This window comes from Arthrobacter sp. LFS091, from assembly GCF_047977885.1.
Lineage (GTDB): Bacteria > Actinomycetota > Actinomycetes > Actinomycetales > Micrococcaceae > Arthrobacter.
Genome location: NZ_JBFPFP010000011.1, coordinates 55,804 through 76,151, shown reverse-complemented (window position 1 = coordinate 76,151; position 20,348 = coordinate 55,804). Strand labels below are relative to the sequence as shown.

Sequence of the window (20,348 nt, the reverse complement as noted above, 5' to 3'; positions counted from 1 at the left end):
GCTTGGAGATTCGCGACGGGTTCGCGAGGGGTTGGGTTCCGGGAAGGCTCCAATGACGGATTCGTTCAAAGGCATCCTCTATCCCGCCCGGCTGCCCACCTTCCACCGGCTTCCTGCGCCGGAGCCGGTGGCGCACCTTGTCCAGTGGTTCTGGATCCCCGAGTGGGACATCGAACCTGGCCGATCGTCCCGGCAACACCTGATCGCCTACCCCACCTCCAATCTGGTGGTGCAAGGTGATGTGGTTGAATTCTCCGGCCCCACCACCCGCGCCGCGTACCGTGACCTGAGCGGCAAGGGATGGGCAGTGGGAGCCCTGCTCCGACCGGCCGCAGTTCCGCTGTTCAGCGATGCTCCGGAGACCCTCCGCGACACAGGTCTCGCACTGGACCTGCATAACCTCCACACCGCCGTTTCAGCGGCCATGGAAACGCACGACGGCGGCACCCGCCGTGGGCGGGCAGTGGAAGCCTTTGTTGCGTGGCTGGTTTCCCTGGATGTGGCGTTGTCCGACGAGGCGCTGCTAGCGAACCGGATGATGGACATCATCGCGACCGACCCCGAGGTTGTCAGGATCGAAGATGCGGCATCGCTCCTTGCGGTGTCCCCGCGAACGTTGCAACGGATCGCGAAAAAATACATCGGGTTGAGTCCCTCCGCCCTCATCCGTCGCCGAAGGCTGCAGGACGCGGCCGAACGCACCCGGTCCGATCCAACAGCGGACCTTGCCGTGATCGCCGTCGAACTTGGCTATGCGGACCATGCGCACCTGACCAACGACTTCCGGAAGTTCCTGGGCTTCACGCCGAGTTCGTACCGGCGGTCAGCCGGGGCTGCGGACTGCTGAGCGTTGGCACAGTCGGTTCGGCGACTGCGTCCCCTTCCTCTGGGGTCGTGGTCTCCCCGCGGAAAGCTGCCAGCATTGCCTCGCGATCGAATTGACCCTCCCATTTGGAGACCACAAAAGTGGCGACGCAGTTCCCAAGCAGGTTGACCACAACCCGCATGGAGTCCATGAGCCGGTCGGCCCCCAGCAGGAGTGCCACGCCTGCAACCGGGAAGATTCCCAGGGCTCCAGCCGTGGCCGAGAGGGCCAGGAAGGCTGATCCCGGGACTCCGGCCATGCCCTTGGAGGTCAGCATGAGAATGCCCAGTGCGGCCAGTTGCTGACCCAGATCCAGGTTGTGCCCGAAGGCCTGTGCGAGGAAGAGGAGGGAGATCGACAGGTAGAGTGCCGCGCCGTCGAGGTTGAAAGAGTATCCGGTGGGAACCACCAGTCCCGTGGTTGCCCGGGAACAGCCGGCGTTGGTCAGCTTGGTCATGATGCGAGGGAGGACGGATTCGGTGGAGGCCGTGCCCAACGCCAGCATGAACTCTTCGCGCGAGTATTTGATGAACTGCCACAGGGGAACACGAGGGTAGGCCCAAGCCACTACAAACAACAAGCCGATGAAGATCAGGGCAGAGCCGTAGCATGCTGCCACCAGGAGGGCGTAGGTGCTCAGGGAGCTAAGCCCGTATTGGCCGATGATGAAGGCCATGGCGCCAAACGCACCCACTGGAGCCACCCGCATGACCCAGGCCATGATCCTGAAGAAGATTTCCAACGTGGTTTCCATGATGTCAATGACCGGCTTGCATTTCTCCCGCCCCACCACCACGATTGCTGCTCCAAAGAAGACGGCGAAGCACAGCACCTGCAAGAGTGAGTTTGAGGCAAACGCCCCCACCACGCTTGTGGGGATGATGCCCAGCAGGAACTGTCCGGCATCCTTGGGTGGGGCCGTGGTGGTTTTGGCGTTCACGGCATCCTCGGACAAGGACGCGGGGTCAATGTTCAGGCCGGCGCCCGGCTGCACGACGTTGGCCACTACCAGCCCAAAAGCAAGCGCGAAGAGTGTAGCGGCGGTGAAGTAGACCAGGGCCTTCACGCCCACCCGGCCGACGGCTCTTACGTCTCCCACGGCTGAGATCCCAGTGACGATGACCAGGAAAATCAGCGGCGCGATGATCATCTTGATGAGTTGGATGAAGCCATCGCCCAGCGGGCGAAGCGCGGACCCGATGTTGGGCCACAGGTACCCGATGACGATTCCCGCTACCACCGCCATCAGGATTTGGAAGAACAAGGATTTGTATAAGGGCTTCTTCGCAGCTGGAGTTGAGGCTGTTTCAGGTGCATGGATCTTCAAGGAGTGCGCCTATCTGTGCATGGGGCCGTGCAGGGTCACGGCCGGGATCACACAAGACGCTATGAGTGCCTTGTTTCCGGATTGCTAATTCCAGAGGCGCTCTGTGTTTAATATCGGAATCAAGTTTTCACGATGCGAAATTGACCGGGGATAAGGGTCGGTAGCCCTCCGCCGCAACCTCCGCAGGCTTCGGGACCGGCTTATGCGCTGCGTCGAGGAAGACCCTGTAGGACACCACTCCCTCCCCGGCTGCTCCCGTCGCGCACCTGCAACGGTATGCCTGGGATATCCAGGAGCTGTCCAGCAGTGCCTCCATCCAGGCATCACATTCTGCCAGCGAGAGAGGTGTGCGGTACCCGGCATCCTTCCAGGCCGCGAAGGACACTGTGACGCAGGTGCCGGCAGGGGCAGGCCCGGCGGCGACTCGGGCGGAATGACACGAGAATACCGCTGGCTAAATCAAATCGCTAGAGGAACGGCGCCGTTCGATACTTTTACCCCTGCCGTAGCCCCGCCGCATCAAGGACCACCGCCGCCGAAATAATCCGCCCGCACTGTTCGCCGAACGGGAAGTCGCCCCTCGGAGTGAACGTCAGGGTATGCACTGGCAAGGCGTCACCGGAAATGGATGTGCCGCTCACCGTCGCATCCAGGGGCGCTTCGGATAATGCCGGCAACTCCATGAAGCCCTGCAGGGTCCTGTCATGGGAGGACGTCGCTGAGCAGACACCCTCCGGCGAGCAGCCCTGGTCGACGGCAGCTGAGCCCGGCTGCAGAACCAGCACCTTCTCCGTGCAGCTACCGTCCTGGCAGGCCTTGAGCCGAAGTGAACCGACGTCGCCCGCATAGGAGGCGGCCACGGTCACGGACACCCCGGTAGCCCGCGCAATGGCCGGGCACGCCACAGGCTCCGGATAACACGCGGCCAGCAATCCCGCAGTACACGCAAGCGTCAAGGCCAACCCAATTCTGCCCATGCTTCAGGGTAGGGCCCGATGCCCTACGCCGGTAGCCGCAAGCCGCCGTCGTGCATTTCCGCAAGACCATCGGTCAGCAGGCCGTCCAAGGCGCGCTCCAACTGTTCGGGCGCCGAGTTGAGGCGGTGCAACGCTGCGAGTGGAATGCCGATGCCCGAGGGCGCGAAGCCGAGGTCGGCGGGCGCCTGTTCGAACATCTCGCGCGGGACAGGTGTGGCAGCCTCACGGAGCACCGCCATCACGGCTCCGCGGACCTGACGGTCGGTGCCGTGCCAGGATTGGCCCTTGGGCGTGTACGACGGCGGCGGCTCACCGGCGGCGAGCCAGGCACAGCTTGCGCGGACGGGACAGTCGGCGCACTTGGGGCTGCGTGCGGTGCAGACCATGGCGCCGAGCTCCATGACGGAAGCGTTCCAGCGCACGGACAGTTCCGGATCGAGGGGGAGCAGCGACTCGGCCAGTCGCATCTCCGCGGCGGTCAGCGTTGGTGCCGGAAGGGCGCTCCCGGCGAAGAGCCGTGCGTGGACGCGGCGGATGTTGGTGTCCACTACGGTCTCCCGGCGGCCAAAGGCAAAGGCTGCGACGGCGGCGGCCGTGTAACTGCCGACGCCGGGAAGCCCCAGGAGCTCGTCGTAGTTGTCGGGCACCGAACCGCTGTGCTGATCCCGGATGGCGACGGCGGCCGCGTGCAGCCGCAGTGCCCGGCGCGGAAAACCGAGGCGGCCCCAATGGCGCACGGCTTCTCCGGACGGCTCGTTGGCGAGGTGGGCCGGTGTGGGCCAGCGTTCCATCCAGTCGAACCACACCGGAAGGACGCGGACCACGGGGGTCTGTTGGAGCATGACTTCGCTGACCAGGATTCCCCACGCGCTGCAGTCGGGTTCACGCCACGGGAGGTCCCTTGCCGTGTCCTCGAACCACTGGGCCAGGGCGTTGTGGAGCGAGGCCAGCTGGAGGGTGTCGGGAAGTGTCATACTGCCCACAACTCTAGTGGATTCCGGCCCGGGGCGACCCCGGCGCAGTCGCATGGCCGACGTCACACAGCCTCGGATTGGGCGCCAGCGGCGTGGAGGTTAGGAACCCTGGCCGCTGCGAGCCTAGCCTAGAACCATGTCCACCAAGGGTAAGCAGCAGTCCTCCGCGCGCTCATCAGCGCCGGCGAAAGGTGCTGTCCGCGGTTCGTCACCACAAAGTACCTCCACAAACCGTCGCCGGCCGAGCCCTGCCGTGTACCGCCGTCGTCGGCAGGTTGTTTTTGGCGCCCTGCTGCTGGTGATCGTGCTGCTGGTGGCCGGCATTGTTGCGATCACCGGATCCCTTTCCGGAAAGTCCGAACCGCAAGCCGTCGCTTCGCCTGACACCACGCAGGCGCCGACGCAGGGGACAGTGCCGTCGGGAACGCCATCGCCCTCGGCATCCGCAACGCCGGTGTGCGACTTCAACCTCATGACCGTGGCCGCGAAAACCGATAAACCTGCCTATGGTGCCGAGGAAATGCCGCTCCTGACCATGACCATCACCAACGGCGGCGCCGCTCCGTGCGAGGTCAACGTCGGAACGTCGCAGATGGAATACCTGGTGATGAGCGGAGCGGACCGCATCTTCTCCTCCAAGGACTGCCAGACAGGCGGCGTGGACCTCATCAAGACCATCCAGCCCGGCAAGAGCGAAGTCGCCAACTTCCCGTGGCAGCGCAACCGGACGCTGGAAGGCTGCGCGGCGATCAACGCCAAACCCGGCGCCGGGGGCGCTTACTACACCTTCGAGGCGAGGCTCGGAAACAAGGCGAGCCCCAAGGCCACCTTCCAGCTGAACTAGGCGGTTCCACGCCAGTAACGTTCGACGGCGGCAGTCGCCTTTAGAGGAAACGGTCCAGCAGGCTGGCTTCGGCCATGCGGCTCAAGCCCTCGCGGACCGTGCGGGCGCGCTGGTCGCCGATGCCGTCCACAGTCATCAGGTCGTCGATGGTTGCAGCCATGAGGTTCTGCAGGCCACCGAAATAGTCCACCAGGCGGTCGGCCACAGCCTTGGGCACGGACTTGAGCCCGGACAGCAGGCGGTATCCGCGGGGCTGGACCACCGCATCCAACTGTTCCACCCCGCCAGCGAAACCGATGATGTGGGCGATGCGGCTGAGGTCGATCAGCTCCGTGGGCCCAAGGTTGAGGAGGGCCTGGACGGCTTCTTCGATCTGCTCCGGGGTGGCGTCCGGGTCCGAGTAGTCGCGGATAATGACTTCGCTGCCAGGGCCGCGGCCTACCGTGAGCTCCTCTACCTGGAGGGACAACAGGCGTCCATCCTCACCAAGTTCCAGGACGTACTGGGCGATTTCTTCGGAGATGCGGCGGACCATTTCCTGCCGCTGAAGCGTCACGGCAACGTCCCTGACGGTCACCAGGGCCTCGATTTCGAGGGCCGAAAGCGAGCTGGTGACCTGGTCCAGCCTGGCGCTGTAGCGTTCCAGCGTGGCCAGGGCTTGGTTGGCGCGGGCCAGGACCTTCTCGGAACCTTCGAGCACGTGGCGCAATCCGTTCACGTACAGGGCGATGATCTGCATGGACTGGCTGACGGAAATGACGGGGACACCGGTTTGGATGGCCACGCGTTCGGCGGTGCGATGCCTGGTGCCGGATTCCTGGGTTTCGATGCTGGAATCCGGAACAAGCTGCACTGCGGCCCGGACGATGTTGCTGGCATCCTTGTCGCAGATGATGGCGCCGTCCATCTTGGCGAGCTCGCGCAAACGTGTGGGGGAGAAGTCGATGCCGATATCGAATCCGCCGGAACAGATGGAGTCGATGGTCCTGTCCGATCCGAGCACAATCAAGGCGCCGGTACGTCCACGAAGGATGCGCTCAAGGCCATCACGTAACGGAGTTCCGGGTGCGACTCTGGCCAGGGTCGCCTTGAGCGACTCTTCCGGGCTCCGGGCCATGGGGTTTCCCTTCGAAGGTGCAAGCCTCGGCTTACAAACAAGCTGAATCCGGCATCAGGGGACACGCGAAGAAATGCCCCTTTGACGACTAGCACCATGATAGGGCTTCCGGACGCCATTAACCGCACCAGCAAGCCCCAAAGTGGGTCATTTCGTTATGTTCGGGCAGCCGCGGAAGAGGCCACATTCGGCTCTGCGGCGGGGCCCACTTTGGGAAAGCAGCCCGTTGACGTGGGCGGATATAACAAGTTGGTGTAGTTAATTACGCGCGGGCCAATCCACTCAGTAATCCACTTGCCGCTTCATCTTGTTGCCCAGCCACATCATCGCCAGGCTCACCACGAGGAAACCCACGGAAATGGCCAGCGCGAAGATCACGACGCCACCCCAACCACCGGCCCGGGCAGGATCAATGAACCAGTACGGGTACCAATTGACCAAAGCTCCCCGGATCAGGCTGTAGGCCAGGTACCCAATGGGGTACAGCAGCCAATACCAGATGTGCTTCGGCCGGAGGGTGGTCCTCGGCGGCTGGAAGAGCCAGTCCGCCACCATCACCACGGGCATCAGGTAGTGCACCACGAAGTTAACCCAGGGCAGCAGGGAACCGAGGTCCTCCCCGGCCAGAAGAGCACCGAACACCAGGCCCACCACGGCCATGGCGATCGTGGCCGTGCCGCGCGTGACGTCGTCAGCCTCGCTGGGCCGCTTCCGGACCAGGACCCTGTACCCGCTGATCAGCAGCACAAGTGCCGCGAAGATGTTGGACAGGTTGGTGAAGTAGGAGAAGAAATTCCAGACGTCGTACCCCAAGCCCACATGAACCGTCAGCTGCGCACCAACAGCCACCAAGGTCAAAAGGCCAAAGAAGAAGCGTCCCCCAATAAGCACATTCCGCTTTGTCATGGACCAATCCTTGCCTACCGTCCAGCCGGATAAGGAACGACACCCCGGAAGGGTTAACGGATCAGCGGCTCGTGGGGCCCGCCTCCCTACGGCTTGGCCTGGCAGGGCTGGTCCGGGCCGTACTGGAACCATTCCGGCAACGCAGCTGTGAAGGCTTCCCGCACGGCCGGCGTGTTGGAAATAGTCCAGTCAACGCGGCCCTTGACCTCGATTTCCTGCTTGTCCCATTCGAACCAGTTGATCATCTTCAGCAAGGGGAACTGCTGATGGGTTGCAGGGCTGAAGACCTGGTTCCACCAGGCCTCCTTGATGGCCAGTTCCTGTTCCCCTCCGGCCGACGGAGCGAAGAGCGCCGCCGTTTCAGGGATGGCTACCGGCTTGCCGTGCTGGACGCCGTAGACGTTGTAGAAATCGGGCAGCAGGGTGTCGTCACCGTTGGCGCCGGAATATGTTCCCGTGAGCTGCTGCGTGAATTTGTTGGGCTCTGGGAGTTCGTTCTCACCCCACGGATATTTGTTGCCCCAGTGGTACAGCGACATGCCCACCCAGTCCACGGCCTCATCACCCGGGTAATAGGGCGAATACGCGTCATCGTTCATCGTCAGTGCGCCGTCGCCGTTAGTGTCCAAGGCAGCGAATTCCGGGGTCCCCGGCTTGGCCTCGAACTGGCCCCCGGCGAAGGGGTAACCGCCGCCGTAGTTGGGTGCCCACATCATGGCTGAACCGGGCGCGTCCCTATGTACTGCCTTGGCAAGCGTCTGGAACGCGGCCACGTATTTTTGGGGCTGCTGCGACCACGCGTACCAGGAGCCGTTCATCTCGTGCGCGAACCGGACGATGACCGGGACGCCCTCCTTGTTGAACCGCGCCAAGTCCTTGGCCAAGGCCGTGGCTGTGTCATCGGTGACGGCGTTCAAGCCCTGGGCAGGCTCCAGCGTCAGGAGCATCATGCGGCCGTCTGCGTGGATCTGCTCAACGGCCTTCTGGAGGTCTTCTTCATCCTTGGGTGTCAACGGAAAGCCGGTGAATGAAACACTGACGGCGGGTTTGTGGCCCAGGTCTTTGGCGAATGTCGCCAAGGACTTGGAATGGTAATCCAGATTGACGCCAAACAACGTCCCGTTCGCCGGGGCCAGTTCGCTTCGCGGAGTGACTTCGCAGGCCGCGGCCGACGGCGTTGCAGCTGCCTCCCGCTGGGACAGTGAGTTGGCGAAGTTAACCCCGGCTATACCGAGTACCGCCAAGCCAATCACCGCCGGCAACGTGAACGCCCTCAACAGCTCGGCGCGGTTCTCCTTGCGGGACGCGCTGTCTTCCACTGGTTGCTCCCCCAAAAACAAACACCGAGCCTTCCTGAGCTGCGCTTTCGTCCTATCCTAGGGATCCGCGGTCCGCAGCTCAATCATGATGCCTGAGTAATCAGCAACTCCAAGGCCTCTGCCAAGTGGCCCACCTCGCGCACGGAGAAGCCCTCGGGAATCACACCGGCCCCCGCCGGGCTTGCCGGAACGATCGCGTGGGTGAATCCGAGGCGGTGTGCCTCCTGGATGCGCTGGTTGATTCCGGGAACCGGACGGACCTCGCCGGCCAGCCCGACTTCGCCGAAAGCGATGAGTCTCTGGGGGAGTGCCTTCCGCGACTTCGCCGAGGCAACAGCCAATGCCACCGCCAGGTCAGTGGCCGGTTCCGTCAGCTTCACCCCGCCCACGGTGGCAACGTAGGAGTCATCCTTGTGCAGCATGCACCCTGCCCGCTGTTGAAGGACCGCCAGCAGCATGGCCACCCGGGAGCTTTCCAGTCCGCTTGTGGCGCGCCGGGGCTGGGAATTGGGGCTCTCCGCAAGGAGCGATTGCACCTCGGCGAGCAAGGGGCGCCGGCCCTCCATGGTCACCGTGATGCACGTGCCGGACACCGGTTCACGCGTGCGCGACACGAAAAGCCCGCTTGGGTCCGCCAGGCCTTCAATGCCGGACTCGTTGAGGTCGAAGCAGCCGACATCGTCCGTGGCACCATAGCGGTTTTTGACCGCCCGCAGCAGGCGAAGGCGGGAGTGGCGCTCGCCTTCGAACTGGCACACCACATCCACCAAGTGCTCCAGCAGGCGCGGCCCGGCGATGGTGCCTTCCTTGGTCACGTGGCCCACCAAAAGGGTTGTCATGTTTCGTCGTTTGGCAGCGGCGATGATCGAGGCAGCTACCTCACGTACCTGTGACACACCGCCCGCGCTGCCCTCCACGTCTGCACTGCTGAGCGTCTGGACGGAGTCGACAATGAGCAGCTTCGGCTCAAGCTTTTCCACTTGGCCAAGGGCCTGTCCCAGATCCGTCTCAGCTGAGAGGTAGAGGGTGTGCGCGACGGCGTCAATCCGTTCGGCGCGCAGCTTCACCTGAGCGGCAGACTCCTCGCCGGTGACGTACAGGACGTCCTGGCCCGTGCGCGCGAACTTTGCCGCGACGTCCAGCAGCAGCGTGGACTTTCCGACGCCGGGTTCCCCGGCCAGGAGGATGACAGCGCCTGGCACAAGCCCTCCACCGAGTACGCGGTCGAGTTCGTCCACCCCGGTAGGCAGGAACGCGGCGGTTGTTCCGTCTACCTCAGCGATACGGCGGGCCGGTTCCAGGACGGTGGCGGCCGCCGTCGTACGTGCCACTGTGGCGCCGTATTCCTCGACGGTTCCCCACGCCTGGCATTCGCCGCAGCGGCCCACCCATTTGATGGCCGTCCAGCCGCATTCGGCGCACTTGTAGGCGGGGGTCTTTGATGCGCGGGAAGTCTTTGAAGCCATGCGTCCAAGCGTAGTGGCGGGGGCCGACACTATTGGCCCAGGAGGAGCTACAGCGGTGGGAGGACCGTCCGTGCCTCTTCCGGTTCCATCCCGCTGGCCTCCAGCAGGTCCACCATGAGAGGGCGGAACAGCATGACCACGGTCTCGCCCTCAAGCCGTTGGACGTCGAGCATCTTCGGGTGGAGCCGGGCGGCGATGTCACTGAGGTCGTTCCGGGCGCGCCGCAGATGGACCCGCCGGGTACCCTCGCTTTGTTCGGCGAGCCCGATGGTCATCTCGTCGATTGCGGCCGCGGTTTCCTGCAGGACCTCGGAGATGCTGTCGATCGCTTCGTCGGAGAGTGCGGCATGGTTGATGGCGCTGGTCAGGCGTCGCGCGAACACACGGCTGTTGCGCAAGGCCAGATCGATGTACTCCAACGAATGTTCCAGGCTTGCCAGTTCGTCGCGATGCCTCCGGTGTGCGGGAGCCAGTGTGGCTACCTCGCCGGAAGCACGCAGGGTCTGCCGCATCCTGTCCACCAGCGGTTGGCAATTGCGGCCGCGGATCAGGGCGTGCCAGGCCATGGTGGAATCGCTCTCGATCATGGCCTTGGCGCATTCCCGCAACACTTCGGCGAGCTCGTGCAGGATCTGTTGGACGTCCTTGCGCGGCTCCCTGCGCGGATCCTTGGGCACCAGGATGGTCACCAGCAGCGCACACACGCCACCCACCACAGCATCAATGCTGCGCGTGAACGGCCCGCCGGCCGGAGCCGGAAGCAGCACCACCAACAACGACTGCAGCCCCAGCTGGGTGGTGAAGATAGTGCCGCTGTCCAGGAACCTGGCCAACAGGATGGAGAAAAGAAGAACGACGGCGGCCTGCCAGATCCCAGCGCCCAGCCAGTGGAGCAGCAAGTCGCCAACAACGATCCCGAGGGTGCAGCCAAGGCCCACCTCGATAACCCGGCGTAGGCGGGGGTCCCGGGAGAAGCCCAAGGCAATCAGGGACGACGTGGCAGCAAACAGGGGACCCTGGTGGCCCAGCACGTATTCGGCAAAGGCGTAGGCACCAACGGCGCACACTGTCATTTGGATGGCCGGTGTCAACGAATTCCGGCTGCGAACCAAGCCGGTCCGGACCCTGGCGCGCAGAAACCTCTTGCTTGCAGAAAATCCCTTCGCGGCAGCCATGTGCTCCAGTCTATTTGTCCTGGCATCCGCAACGACGGCAACCCGGGCGACGCTCAAGGTGGCGCGCGCCACATCACCCAATGGTCCGCCGTCGTTCATCTCCTGTTCACCTTCCACCACAGGTCCCGTTACCTGCGCTCCTTACCTTCAGTAAAGGAACAAAAAGGTCCACAGCTCGCGCACGCCGAAATCTCCGTTCGGCCCGCATCGAAGAATCCCTGGAAGGGGCACATCCAAGTGAAGGCAACTCACTTCGGCCGCAACGCGGCAATCGCGGTCATCGCAGCCGGCGCTCTCGCGCTCACTGCTTGCGGTTCAGACAACGCAACGGGCACTCCGGCCGGCACCCAGTCGGCAGCCTCCGGAACCAAGGTCACCGGCACCCTGACCGGCATTGGCGCCTCCTCCACCGGCGCAGCAATGGATGCCTGGAAGGCCGGCTTCGCCACCGCAAACCAGGGCGCCACCGTGCAGTACTCCCCGGATGGCTCCGGCGCAGGCCGCAAGGCGATCATCGACGGCTCGGCACAGTTCGCCGGCTCGGACGCCTACCTGAAGGACGACGAGCTTGCTGCCTCCAAGGCCAAGTGCGGCCCCGAGGGTGCCATCAACCTCCCCGTCTACATCTCCCCGATCGCCGTCGCCTTCAACATTCCCAACGTCAAGGAACTGAAGCTCGACGCCGCTACGGTCGCCAAACTCTTCCGCGGCGAAATCGCCAACTGGAACGACCCCGCAATCGCCGCCCTCAACGCAGGCGTAACGCTCCCGGACCTCAAGGTCACCCCGGTGAACCGCTCTGACGATTCCGGCACCACCAGCAACTTCACCGACTACCTGGCAGCTGCAGCTCCCGAGGTCTGGACCGACAAGGCTGCCGGCGTCTGGCCCGCATCCCTGAAGGGCGAAAACGCCAAGGGCACCTCCGGCGTCGTCAAGACCGTCACCGACACCCCCGGTGCCGTGACCTACGCTGACGACTCCGCTGTTTCCGGCAAGCTCGGTACCGCTTCCATCAAGGTCGGCGAAGAGTTCGTCAAGATCTCCGCAGACGCTGCCGCCAAGGCTGTCGAAGCCGGCAAGCCTGTTGACGGCCGCGCCGCCAACGACGTCGCCATCAAGCTGGACCGCAAGACCACCGCAGCGGGCGCCTACCCCGTAGTCCTCGTCTCGTACCACGTTGTCTGCACCACCTACGAGACCAAGGCAGTTGCCGATCTGGTCAAGGCCTTCGAAACCTACGTCGTTTCCGACGAAGGACAGAAGACCGCAGCTGACGCCGCAAAGTCCGCACCGCTCTCCAAGACGCTGCAGGACAAGGCCAAGGCCGCTATCGAAACCATCAAGGCCAAGGCCTAAGGTTTCCCGGCGGGTTTGCTGAACCCGGCTGAACACTGAAGTTCCCTGTCCCGCACTCCGGTGGCCACCGCGGCACCGGACCGGGGCAGGGAACTTGGCCATGTAAGACCAGTTCACTCCAGACTGAAGGATCGTGAAGTGACCACCAACTCCCTGACAACCTCCCAAGGCGCAGGACGCGCCGGGGACAAGGTTTTCTCCGGGGCCGCCATGGCCGCAGGGTGCCTGATTCTCGCTGTTCTCTTCGGAGTCGCGTTGTTCCTTGTGGTGCAGGCGATCCCTGCGTTGACCGCACCTCCCGAGAGCATCCAGGGCGGCCACGGCTTCTTCGCCTACATCGCCCCGATCGTGGTGGGCACGCTCATCGCGGCTGTGATCGCCCTCGTCATCGCCACTCCGGTAGCGATCGGCGTGGCCCTGTTCATCTCGCACTACGCCCCGCGCCGGCTCGCTTCCGGCCTCGGCTATGTGGTGGACCTCCTCGCAGCCATCCCTTCCGTCGTCTACGGCGCATGGGGTGCGGCCTTCCTGGCCAAGGAAATCTCTCCGGCGTATGACTGGCTGGCCAACAACCTCGGCTGGATCCCGATCTTCGCGGGTCCGGCATCCGCAACCGGCAAGACCATCCTGACCGCAGGCATCGTACTGTCCGTCATGGTCCTTCCCATCATCACCTCCCTGTCCCGCGAAATCTTCCTGCAGACCCCCAAGCTGCACGAAGAAGCAGCGCTCGCACTGGGAGCAACCCGCTGGGAAATGATCAAGATGGCCGTGCTGCCCTTCGGTCGCCCGGGCATCGTCAGCGCGATCATGCTGGGCCTCGGCCGCGCACTGGGAGAGACCATGGCTGTTGCCCTGGTGCTGTCCTCCGGCGTCCTGACCGCCAGCCTCATCCAGTCCGGCAACCAGACCATCGCCGCCGAGATCGCCCTGAACTTCCCCGAAGCCAGCGGCCTCAAGGTCAATACGCTGATCGCCGCCGGCCTGGTGCTGTTCGTCATCACGCTGGGCGTGAACATGATCGCCCGCTGGATCATCACCCGGCACAAAGAATTCTCGGGAGCCAACTAAATGACCGCCACAGCAGTCCGTAAACGCTCCGCGCTCACCAAGGGCCAACTGCCCAAGTCCGCGCCCTACATTGTGCTGGCCGTCGCGCTCGTCGTGGGTGCGGCCATCCTGGCGCTGATCGGTTTCAACGCCTTCGGCTGGGGCCTGGTCTCCGCGATCCTGTTCGCAGTGGGCCTCGTTTCCTGGAGCGGAGCCGTTGAAGGTGCCCGTAAAGCCAAGGACCGGCTCGCGACCTGCCTGGTTGTCGGTGCTTTCCTGATCGCGCTCCTGCCGCTGATTTCGGTGATCTGGACCGTGCTGGTCAACGGCATTCCAGGCCTCATCACCCCCGGCTTCCTGGGCACCTCCATGAACGGTGTCACCGGTGCCTTCGACAACAAAGCAGCGGAAGACGGTGCGCCCGTCCTCGGCGGTATTTACCACGCCCTGCTTGGCACCATCCAGATCACGCTTCTTGCCACGGTCATTTCCGTGCCTGTGGGCCTGTTGACCTCCATCTACCTGGTGGAATACGGCAACGACCGTCCGCTGGCCCGCGCCATCACGTTCTTCGTGGATGTCATGACAGGCATCCCGTCGATCGTGGCCGGCCTCTTCGCGGCAGCGTTCTTCTTCGCCATCGTCGGCCCCGGCACCAAGACCGGTGCGGTAGCCGCCGTCGCGCTTTCCGTCCTGATGATCCCGGTGGTGGTCCGCTCCAGCGAGGAAATGCTGAAGATCGTCCCTAACGAACTTCGTGAGGCTTCCTATGCGCTGGGCGTCCGTAAATGGCGCACCATCACCAAGGTGGTCATTCCGACGGCGATTTCCGGTATTGCGTCGGGCGTCACCTTGGCGATCGCACGCGTTATCGGCGAAACCGCGCCGATCCTGGTGACCGCAGGCTTTGCCACCACCATCAACAACAACGTGTTTGGCGGCTGGATGGCCTCGCTGCCCACGTTCATTTACACGCAGATCCTCAACCCGACGTCGCCGTCCAACCCTGGCCCCTCGGACCAGCGTGCATGGGGCGCCGCGCTGGTGCTGATCATCCTGGTGATGCTCCTGAACCTCGGAGCCCGCCTCATCGCCCGCATCTTCGCTCCGAAAACAGGACGCTAGCCGGGCCTGGCCCTTCAGGCCACGTTTACACTTCCAGAACCCCCAAGGAACAAAGGAACACCATGTCTAAGCGCATCGACGTCAAAGACCTGAATGTCTACTACGGCAATTTCCTGGCCGTTGAGGACGTCAACATCAACATCGAAGCCAAGTCCGTCACGGCCTTCATCGGCCCGTCCGGTTGCGGCAAGTCCACTTTCCTCCGCACGCTGAACCGCATGCACGAGGTCCTTCCCGGCGCACGCGTCGAGGGCGAGGTCCTGCTGGACGGGGACAACCTGTACGGCCCCGGTGTTGACCCGGTGACTGTGCGCACCCAGGTGGGCATGGTTTTCCAGCGGCCCAACCCGTTCCCCACCATGTCCATCCGCGACAACGTGCTGGCCGGCGTGAAGCTGAACAACAAGAAGATCTCCAAGGGCGCAGCAGATGCGCTGGTGGAGAAGTCCCTGGTGGGCGCCAACCTGTGGAACGAGGTCAAGGACCGCCTGGACAAGCCCGGTTCCGGCCTCTCCGGCGGCCAGCAGCAGCGGCTCTGCATTGCCCGTGCCATCGCCGTTGAACCCCAGGTGATCCTCATGGACGAGCCCTGCTCCGCGCTGGACCCCATCTCCACACTGGCCGTTGAGGACCTCATCAACGAGCTCAAGGACCAGTACACCGTGGTGATCGTGACCCACAACATGCAGCAGGCCGCCCGCGTTTCGGACAAGACCGCGTTCTTCAACATCGCCGGCACCGGCAAGCCCGGCAAGCTGATCGAGTTCGCTGACACCACCAGCATCTTCAACAACCCGGCCCAGAAGGCCACGGAAGACTACGTCTCCGGGCGCTTCGGATAAGCGGGAGGTAGGGTTCCGGCTTCTATGGGGGGAGCCGGCACATAACGACGGCGGCCGTCGCCTTGGGGGTACGGCCGCCGTCGTTTTTTCTTACCCTAGTTGGGCAGTTTAGCGAGGGGGGAGAACGCCAACTCGAGGATGAAGGCGACGACGGCGGTCACCACCGGGGTTGCCACCCACAGCAGGAGGATCCTCCGCACCAGCCGGCGGTTGACGGTGTGGAAGCGCTGGTTGATCCCCGAACCGAGGACGGACGCCGTCAAGGTGTGGGTGGTGGAGAGCGGCAGCTGGAAGCCGATCGCACCGATGAAGAGCATGACGGACGTGAGGGTCTGGGCCACGAATCCACGCAGGGGATCTATCCGGATGAGCTTATGGCCCAGGGTGTGCGAGATCCTCCAGCCGCCCAACATCGTTCCCGCGGTGAGCATGACGGCCGTGAGCAGCAGGATCCACAGCGGCACGTTGTCCCCGCCTGACAACCCCGCGGCCACCATTGCCAGGAGAATGACCGCTGCTGTGCGCTGCCCGTCCTGGAGTCCGTGGCCGAAGGCGACTGCTGCGGTGGAGACGGCTTGTGCGCGCCGGAAACGCCTGTTCACCACATTGGGTTGTGTATAGCGGGCAGCCCAGGTGACCGGCCACACCAGCAGGTACGCCGCCCCGAAGGCTACCAGCGGGGACAGTACCAGGGGCAGGACCACTTGGGTCAGCAGGACGCCGTCCACCCCGCCGATCGAGCTTTCGCCCACCAGGATGCTTGCGCTGCCGGCACCGATCAGGCCGCCCACCAGCGAGTTCGTGGAGGACAGGGGAACGCCCTTCCACCACGCGTAGATACCCCACAAGATGGAGGCTGCCAAGGCTGAAGCGAGCATGGTCAGGCCGCCGGGGCCTGCAGGCAACGTAATCCACGATTGCGTGAAGGCGAGGATGAAGGTGCCGCTCAGCATGGCGCCCACAAAGTTGAAGATTGCCGCCAAAAGCACGGCGATGGACGGCGTGAGGGCGCGGGTCCGGGTGGACAGGGCCACCGCGTTGGAGACATCGCGGAAACCGTTGAGGAACGCGAACCCTGAGGCGAGCCCCACCACAAGGACAAGGAAGACGATGGTCACGTCAGGATTCCTTGACGATGATGCTGCCTACCTGGGTGGCGACCTTCCGCATGTCCTTGGTTACTTCCACCAGCTGGTTGGCGATGTCCCGGTGCCGTGCGTACTGCGCCGACTTCATGTCCTTGAGCATCTCGGCGACCCAGATCCGGTGGGTCCGTTCCGCGCGCTTGGCAAGGCGGAGGATCTCGATCCAGTAGTCCTCCAGCTCGTCCAGGTCTTCAAGCTTACGCATGGCGTCCACGGTGAGCTCGGCCTGGCGGCTGATGATTTCCAGTTGGTCTGCGGCACGCTTGGGCAGCCGGTCCAGTTTGTAAAGGGACACGAGGTCGCCCGCGGCGTCGAGCTTTTCCATCGCCTCGTTGAGGTGGCGGGAGAGGGTGTACATGTCCTCGCGGGGGAGTGGATTCACGAAGCTGGTGCGCATGTGAGTCAGGAGGGCGAAGTGCAGGTCCAGGGACTTGGACTCGTGCTCGTGCAGTTCTTCGGCGAGGCGCTGGTGTTCGCTGGCCTGGGCTCCGAGGATTTCTGAGAGCGTCCCGGTGGCGGCCACGATGACACCGGCCATCTGCGCGAGCAGTACGAGTCCGGCGGGTTCCTGGGGGAAAAGGCGCAGCTTCATGTCGCTTCCGGGCTGGGGACGGATAGGGCGGCGGACGGCTTGACTTGACGCAGCCCGTTTCGTCCCCAACTTTACCGGTCCCGCGCGGCTGCTTGGTGAGCGCCCCGGCCCCGAAGGGCAGAGCTCCCCATCGCCGCGCCCCTTTCATCCATGCAAAACTTGGCGCGTCAATGAATTTATCCACTCAATGGGGGAATCGTGCGCATCAACAACACTGTGAAGATCACCAGCCTTGCGGCGGCGGGATTGCTCGCCTTGACCGCCTGTGGAGCTACTGCCACCAGCACGACGTCGGGTGGTTCCGAACCGTCGTCGTCCTCCTCTTCGGCGGCCTCAGCGGCCCCGTCCTCCTCCGCCTCCGCCTCGGCAGGTTCCGACGGGGCTGCAGCATCCTCGGGCTCGTACAAGGCAGCGGCCTGGGCCCTCCCGATCACGGACAAGGGCGACAAGCTTGGCAGCATGAAGGGCGACAGCTTCAGCGTCGACATCTACCAAGTGGCCACGGATGTAGCCTCCAAGGACAGCATGTTCCTGGACAAGGAAACCAAGGAAAACCTGCTGAAGAAGGGTGCGCCGATCGTCTACGTGAACTACGTGGTCACCAACACATCATCCGCTGACATCCCCTTGAGCCACTCGCTGGTCACTCCCAGCGCCAAGTACGCGGACTGGAAGTACCTCGGTGGCATGCCGTCCGACTCCAGCAGCGATGGCTTCAAGAAGTACGGACTGAGCAGCTCAGGCATGAAGCTCAAGGAAAAGGACCCGTTCGTATTGAAACCGGGCGAATCCTTCAACATCGCCGAGAACTTCGGCTATACGCCCGGCAAGGAGGCTGAGATCTCGGCCACCATGACTCCTGCGGCGGCGGACGGCAAGCTGGATCACGACAAGAAGGAACAGGCCAAAACCACTGTCACCCTGAAGTAGATTGGCGCGTTTGCCCGGGTTCGGCCCAGTGCTGGCCCGGGCGTTCTGCATCCGGGCATAAAAATGGTGCCGAACCGGATACGCCTCTCGGCGGTAGGCCGCTCGAAGCGGCTATATGTTGAAGCCCGGGGGTTTCGCGGTTCGACACCAGTTTTAGTTTTCACCGTCCGGCCGGCTAAGTCAACATTGACAGTCGGGGGCCGACGTGGGTACGTTTTGCCCTCTTTGCTGGCTAGTCCAGCTCGCCCAGGCGCCATGCATTGGCGGCGTGCTCAAGGTCCTCGGCCGTTTTGACGAGCTGGTGCGAATTGCGCGTGAGCTTGCTGGCGTGGCCTTCGTTGCTGTGCTCTGCGCCGTCGGCGAGGGTCGCCTGGCCGAGTGCCACCACGCGGCAGAAAGCAGCGGAACGTTCCAGCGCGACGTCGAACTCGCCGTCGAACGCGCCGGAGAGAATGGCGTCAGCCATGGTCTTCATTTCCTCGGCCCCGGGAGGCTCGGCAGCCCCGGCAACGACGTTGGAGACCTGCGCGGTGTCCCGGCCGGCCCTGAAGTAGACCGAGATCTTCTCGGGGTTCTGGATGGTAGCGGCGCGGAGGGCGTAGAGCCGCCACAGCGCGCCGGGAAGGCTGCGGGCGGGGCTTTCTGCCCACATCTCGGCGATGGCTTCCAAGCCCTGCTCGTCGGCCAGTTTCACCAGACGACGCGTGACCTTGGGGTCGTCGCTGTCGCGGCCTCGCCTCACCAAGGCCTGCGCAGCAAGGTGGGCGGCCTCGGAAACCCGCGCGGGGTCGGCGCCCCCTGCGAACGGTTCAAAATCGATGGGCGCGAAGGGCTTCGGCTTGTGATGCCGGTTTGCTCCGCCGTACGCTCGCGGTTCTGGCTGTTCGCTCATGAGTTCACCGTACTCCTGTGCTCTAGCGGGGTCGAGTAACGGTTGCTTGGACGCACGACGGCGCCCGTCACCTTGAGTTCCTCGTCTGCCTTGACGTTGGGGTACAGTATTCATGGCTGTTTCTACAGCTGGAGGGGCCTTTAGCTCAGTTGGTAGAGCATCGGACTTTTAATCCGTGGGTCGTGGGTTCGATCCCCACAGGGCCCACCCTCCAAGACAGGCCGGAGACGTAGAGTCTCCGGCCTGTTTTCGTTTGCAGGCCCAAATCCAACGGAAACCCAACTATTTCAGCTCTGTCCCTCCGTCTTGAAGCCGAGCAAACAACTCAACTCCCAGGCCTGTAGCCGCAAGCATCCGATTGAAATCGCCCGGCTGATAGACATTCGGCTGGTGCATGATGAGTGGAGCCATGAGCAGTCCCGCGCCAATTAGGTCCTGAACGAGCGGAAGAATGCCGTGGCCGATGCTTAGCTGTCCAGCTACATCAAAGACTGCTCGAGTTCCGTTGGAACTCCACGCTGGAGTGTCAGAGCCAGGTTCAGTGGATGGGTAGACCCACCCTCGAAGGACTCTAATGTGCGGAGGTTCAACCACGCTCAAAATGCGTATCCAAACAGTCTCTTGATCGATGAGTGCGTCGTCGCTCAGGATGGCGCCAAGAGCGTTCCCCAAGGACGCAGCCTTACCTTGCAGCCTGCTGCGTCTCGCAGCGTCGACAGCTTCGGCAAAGGCAAGCCTGAGATCCTCGTCCTCAGTGCAGCGGTTGATGAGTTCAATAGGTGTCAGGCCCGACTTGCCGGACGCCGCCCCGACTACTTGATCTATTCGTTCCTGCTGATGTTTGTTGAGTCGGTCGCCGTAGGCCTGCAAGGCAGCCGTAACGCCAGCCACTGGGATTGCAATCGGCGGAAATGCAATGCTTACAGCGGCTGCGCTGGCGGCCACTGCACCCTTGCCGAGCGGGCCTGTGCCGATCTGCTCGGGGAGGGGTGAAAACGTTGGTTCCATGTCATCATCTTGGCTATTCATTGAACGATCCTGTCCAGCGCATCGGCGACTTCGGTGTGTACGGTCTTGCGGCCCATGTAGACATCCTGGGTCATGGAGATTTGGGCGTGGCCGAGCTGGTCTGCTCCAACGCGGGCAGAGAGGCCCTGTTCATCAATCAGCGTGGCCACGGTCTTCCGGAAGGTGTGCGAGGTTACCCAGTCAAGGTTGAGTGCAGTACGTACCCTCCGCCATTGCTTGCTCACCGCGGATGGGTCCTGGCCGTGGTGGTCGCATCTGTCGGCGTCGAGCTGGCAGTAGGTGACGACGCTCCACTGCAGGCCGAAAGGGCCATCACGGCGGCCAGCAGGATGATTCCCCCAAGTTTCCTCATGCCCTGAATCCTAGTGTCAGGGCATCCGAATTAAAAGCGCTGGCCACTCCCGGCCAGCCTGG

21 protein-coding genes and 1 tRNA gene are annotated in these 20,348 nt (G+C 63.5%); 9 read left to right on the top strand and 13 right to left on the bottom strand.

All coding sequences use genetic code 11. The features are described from left to right. The first annotated feature begins 52 nt into the window (after window positions 1–52). On the top strand, window positions 53–847 hold the full coding sequence (locus ACNQOP_RS19150) for a helix-turn-helix domain-containing protein (RefSeq protein WP_416405470.1): 795 nt from the start codon (window positions 53–55) through the stop codon (window positions 845–847). On the opposite strand, the gene ACNQOP_RS19145 is transcribed toward ACNQOP_RS19150, so the two are convergent. The 3 genes from ACNQOP_RS19145 to ACNQOP_RS19135 all read right to left on the bottom strand — a co-directional run bounded on the left by ACNQOP_RS19145 (window position 801) and on the right by ACNQOP_RS19135 (window position 4,143). Beyond that, window positions 801–2,192 (bottom strand): cation:dicarboxylate symporter family transporter, encoded by a 1,392-nt coding sequence (locus ACNQOP_RS19145; RefSeq protein ID WP_416405469.1) that lies wholly within the window; start codon window positions 2,190–2,192, stop codon window positions 801–803. The two genes, ACNQOP_RS19150 and ACNQOP_RS19145, sit on opposite strands and share 47 nt — an antisense overlap. A gap of 494 nt (window positions 2,193–2,686) precedes the next feature. Continuing rightward, window positions 2,687–3,169, bottom strand: a complete 483-nt coding sequence (locus ACNQOP_RS19140) for a hypothetical protein (RefSeq protein ID WP_416405468.1) — start codon at window positions 3,167–3,169, stop codon at window positions 2,687–2,689. A 23-nt stretch (window positions 3,170–3,192) separates the two neighbouring features. Next, complete coding sequence (locus tag ACNQOP_RS19135) at window positions 3,193–4,143, bottom strand: A/G-specific adenine glycosylase (RefSeq protein WP_416405467.1); 951 nt, start codon at window positions 4,141–4,143, stop codon at window positions 3,193–3,195. A 136-nt stretch (window positions 4,144–4,279) separates the two neighbouring features. Here ACNQOP_RS19135 and ACNQOP_RS19130 point away from each other — a divergent pair, with 136 nt between their 5' ends. Next, window positions 4,280–4,987, top strand: a complete 708-nt coding sequence (locus ACNQOP_RS19130; protein ID WP_416405466.1) for a hypothetical protein — start codon at window positions 4,280–4,282, stop codon at window positions 4,985–4,987. Window positions 4,988–5,027: 40 nt separating this feature from the next. Here the strand turns inward: ACNQOP_RS19130 and disA are convergent, their stop codons facing one another. The 5 genes from disA to ACNQOP_RS19105 all read right to left on the bottom strand — a co-directional run bounded on the left by disA (window position 5,028) and on the right by ACNQOP_RS19105 (window position 10,970). Next, on the bottom strand, window positions 5,028–6,104 hold the full coding sequence (disA, locus tag ACNQOP_RS19125; protein ID WP_235520341.1) for a DNA integrity scanning diadenylate cyclase DisA: 1,077 nt from the start codon (window positions 6,102–6,104) through the stop codon (window positions 5,028–5,030). Window positions 6,105–6,386: 282 nt separating this feature from the next. Further along, window positions 6,387–7,010 (bottom strand): Pr6Pr family membrane protein, encoded by a 624-nt coding sequence (locus ACNQOP_RS19120; RefSeq protein ID WP_257370305.1) that lies wholly within the window; start codon window positions 7,008–7,010, stop codon window positions 6,387–6,389. An 86-nt stretch (window positions 7,011–7,096) separates the two neighbouring features. After that, window positions 7,097–8,329, bottom strand: coding sequence for a glycoside hydrolase family 26 protein (locus tag ACNQOP_RS19115; protein WP_416405465.1), 1,233 nt, complete (start codon window positions 8,327–8,329; stop codon window positions 7,097–7,099). Between the two features lie 83 nt (window positions 8,330–8,412). Next, a complete protein-coding gene (radA, locus tag ACNQOP_RS19110) occupies window positions 8,413–9,795 on the bottom strand; it encodes a DNA repair protein RadA (protein WP_235520338.1) in 1,383 nt (460 codons plus the stop codon). 47 nt (window positions 9,796–9,842) lie between these two features. Then, the gene (locus tag ACNQOP_RS19105) at window positions 9,843–10,970 is read right to left on the bottom strand and encodes an FUSC family protein (protein ID WP_235520337.1); all 1,128 of its coding nucleotides are present in this window, start codon (window positions 10,968–10,970) and stop codon (window positions 9,843–9,845) included. A gap of 237 nt (window positions 10,971–11,207) precedes the next feature. Here ACNQOP_RS19105 and pstS point away from each other — a divergent pair, with 237 nt between their 5' ends. From pstS to pstB, 4 genes are all read left to right on the top strand, one after another. Then, window positions 11,208–12,329 (top strand): phosphate ABC transporter substrate-binding protein PstS, encoded by a 1,122-nt coding sequence (gene pstS / locus ACNQOP_RS19100; protein WP_235520336.1) that lies wholly within the window; start codon window positions 11,208–11,210, stop codon window positions 12,327–12,329. Window positions 12,330–12,467: 138 nt separating this feature from the next. Next, the gene (gene pstC / locus ACNQOP_RS19095) at window positions 12,468–13,400 is read left to right on the top strand and encodes a phosphate ABC transporter permease subunit PstC (RefSeq protein WP_235520335.1); all 933 of its coding nucleotides are present in this window, start codon (window positions 12,468–12,470) and stop codon (window positions 13,398–13,400) included. Further along, window positions 13,401–14,504, top strand: a complete 1,104-nt coding sequence (gene pstA / locus ACNQOP_RS19090; protein ID WP_257370302.1) for a phosphate ABC transporter permease PstA — start codon at window positions 13,401–13,403, stop codon at window positions 14,502–14,504. A 62-nt stretch (window positions 14,505–14,566) separates the two neighbouring features. Next, on the top strand, window positions 14,567–15,346 hold the full coding sequence (pstB, locus tag ACNQOP_RS19085; RefSeq protein ID WP_235520333.1) for a phosphate ABC transporter ATP-binding protein PstB: 780 nt from the start codon (window positions 14,567–14,569) through the stop codon (window positions 15,344–15,346). A gap of 95 nt (window positions 15,347–15,441) precedes the next feature. Here pstB and ACNQOP_RS19080 read toward each other — a convergent pair whose 3' ends face one another. Both ACNQOP_RS19080 and ACNQOP_RS19075 read right to left on the bottom strand, forming a co-directional pair. Beyond that, complete coding sequence (locus tag ACNQOP_RS19080) at window positions 15,442–16,464, bottom strand: anion permease (protein WP_416405464.1); 1,023 nt, start codon at window positions 16,462–16,464, stop codon at window positions 15,442–15,444. A gap of 1 nt (window position 16,465) precedes the next feature. Beyond that, the gene (locus ACNQOP_RS19075) at window positions 16,466–17,083 is read right to left on the bottom strand and encodes a DUF47 domain-containing protein (RefSeq protein WP_211711016.1); all 618 of its coding nucleotides are present in this window, start codon (window positions 17,081–17,083) and stop codon (window positions 16,466–16,468) included. A gap of 198 nt (window positions 17,084–17,281) precedes the next feature. Here ACNQOP_RS19075 and ACNQOP_RS19070 point away from each other — a divergent pair, with 198 nt between their 5' ends. Next, on the top strand, window positions 17,282–18,013 hold the full coding sequence (locus tag ACNQOP_RS19070) for a hypothetical protein (RefSeq protein ID WP_416405463.1): 732 nt from the start codon (window positions 17,282–17,284) through the stop codon (window positions 18,011–18,013). A 232-nt stretch (window positions 18,014–18,245) separates the two neighbouring features. On the opposite strand, the gene ACNQOP_RS19065 is transcribed toward ACNQOP_RS19070, so the two are convergent. Beyond that, window positions 18,246–18,905: a hypothetical protein gene (locus ACNQOP_RS19065; protein WP_309995448.1), complete on the bottom strand. Its 660-nt coding sequence runs from the start codon at window positions 18,903–18,905 to the stop codon at window positions 18,246–18,248. A 134-nt stretch (window positions 18,906–19,039) separates the two neighbouring features. On the opposite strand from ACNQOP_RS19065, the gene ACNQOP_RS19060 reads away from it, so the two are divergent. After that, a tRNA-Lys gene (locus ACNQOP_RS19060) sits at window positions 19,040–19,112 on the top strand. 75 nt (window positions 19,113–19,187) lie between these two features. On the opposite strand, the gene ACNQOP_RS19055 is transcribed toward ACNQOP_RS19060, so the two are convergent. Beyond that, window positions 19,188–19,934, bottom strand: coding sequence for a hypothetical protein (locus tag ACNQOP_RS19055; RefSeq protein WP_416405462.1), 747 nt, complete (start codon window positions 19,932–19,934; stop codon window positions 19,188–19,190). After that, the gene (locus ACNQOP_RS19050) at window positions 19,931–20,158 is read right to left on the bottom strand and encodes a tyrosine-type recombinase/integrase (protein ID WP_416405461.1); all 228 of its coding nucleotides are present in this window, start codon (window positions 20,156–20,158) and stop codon (window positions 19,931–19,933) included. The genes ACNQOP_RS19055 and ACNQOP_RS19050 overlap by 4 nt, the downstream gene beginning before the upstream one ends. Here ACNQOP_RS19050 and ACNQOP_RS19045 point away from each other — a divergent pair. Next, window positions 20,147–20,293: a hypothetical protein gene (locus ACNQOP_RS19045; protein ID WP_416405460.1), complete on the top strand. Its 147-nt coding sequence runs from the start codon at window positions 20,147–20,149 to the stop codon at window positions 20,291–20,293. The two genes, ACNQOP_RS19050 and ACNQOP_RS19045, sit on opposite strands and share 12 nt — an antisense overlap. Window positions 20,294–20,348: the final 55 nt, after the last annotated feature.

Coding starts and splice junctions, on each gene's coding strand:
- ACNQOP_RS19150 (WP_416405470.1), top strand. CDS start 53: ATGACGGATTCGTTCAAAGGCATCCTCTATCCCGCCCGGCTGCCCACC.
- ACNQOP_RS19140 (WP_416405468.1), bottom strand. CDS start 3,169: ATGGGCAGAATTGGGTTGGCCTTGACGCTTGCGTGTACTGCGGGATTG.
- ACNQOP_RS19135 (WP_416405467.1), bottom strand. CDS start 4,143: ATGACACTTCCCGACACCCTCCAGCTGGCCTCGCTCCACAACGCCCTG.
- ACNQOP_RS19130 (WP_416405466.1), top strand. CDS start 4,280: ATGTCCACCAAGGGTAAGCAGCAGTCCTCCGCGCGCTCATCAGCGCCG.
- disA (WP_235520341.1), bottom strand. CDS start 6,104: ATGGCCCGGAGCCCGGAAGAGTCGCTCAAGGCGACCCTGGCCAGAGTC.
- ACNQOP_RS19120 (WP_257370305.1), bottom strand. CDS start 7,010: ATGACAAAGCGGAATGTGCTTATTGGGGGACGCTTCTTCTTTGGCCTT.
- radA (WP_235520338.1), bottom strand. CDS start 9,795: ATGGCTTCAAAGACTTCCCGCGCATCAAAGACCCCCGCCTACAAGTGC.
- ACNQOP_RS19105 (WP_235520337.1), bottom strand. CDS start 10,970: ATGGCTGCCGCGAAGGGATTTTCTGCAAGCAAGAGGTTTCTGCGCGCC.
- pstA (WP_257370302.1), top strand. CDS start 13,401: ATGACCGCCACAGCAGTCCGTAAACGCTCCGCGCTCACCAAGGGCCAA.
- pstB (WP_235520333.1), top strand. CDS start 14,567: ATGTCTAAGCGCATCGACGTCAAAGACCTGAATGTCTACTACGGCAAT.
- ACNQOP_RS19075 (WP_211711016.1), bottom strand. CDS start 17,083: ATGAAGCTGCGCCTTTTCCCCCAGGAACCCGCCGGACTCGTACTGCTC.
- ACNQOP_RS19065 (WP_309995448.1), bottom strand. CDS start 18,905: ATGAGCGAACAGCCAGAACCGCGAGCGTACGGCGGAGCAAACCGGCAT.
- ACNQOP_RS19055 (WP_416405462.1), bottom strand. CDS start 19,934: ATGAATAGCCAAGATGATGACATGGAACCAACGTTTTCACCCCTCCCC.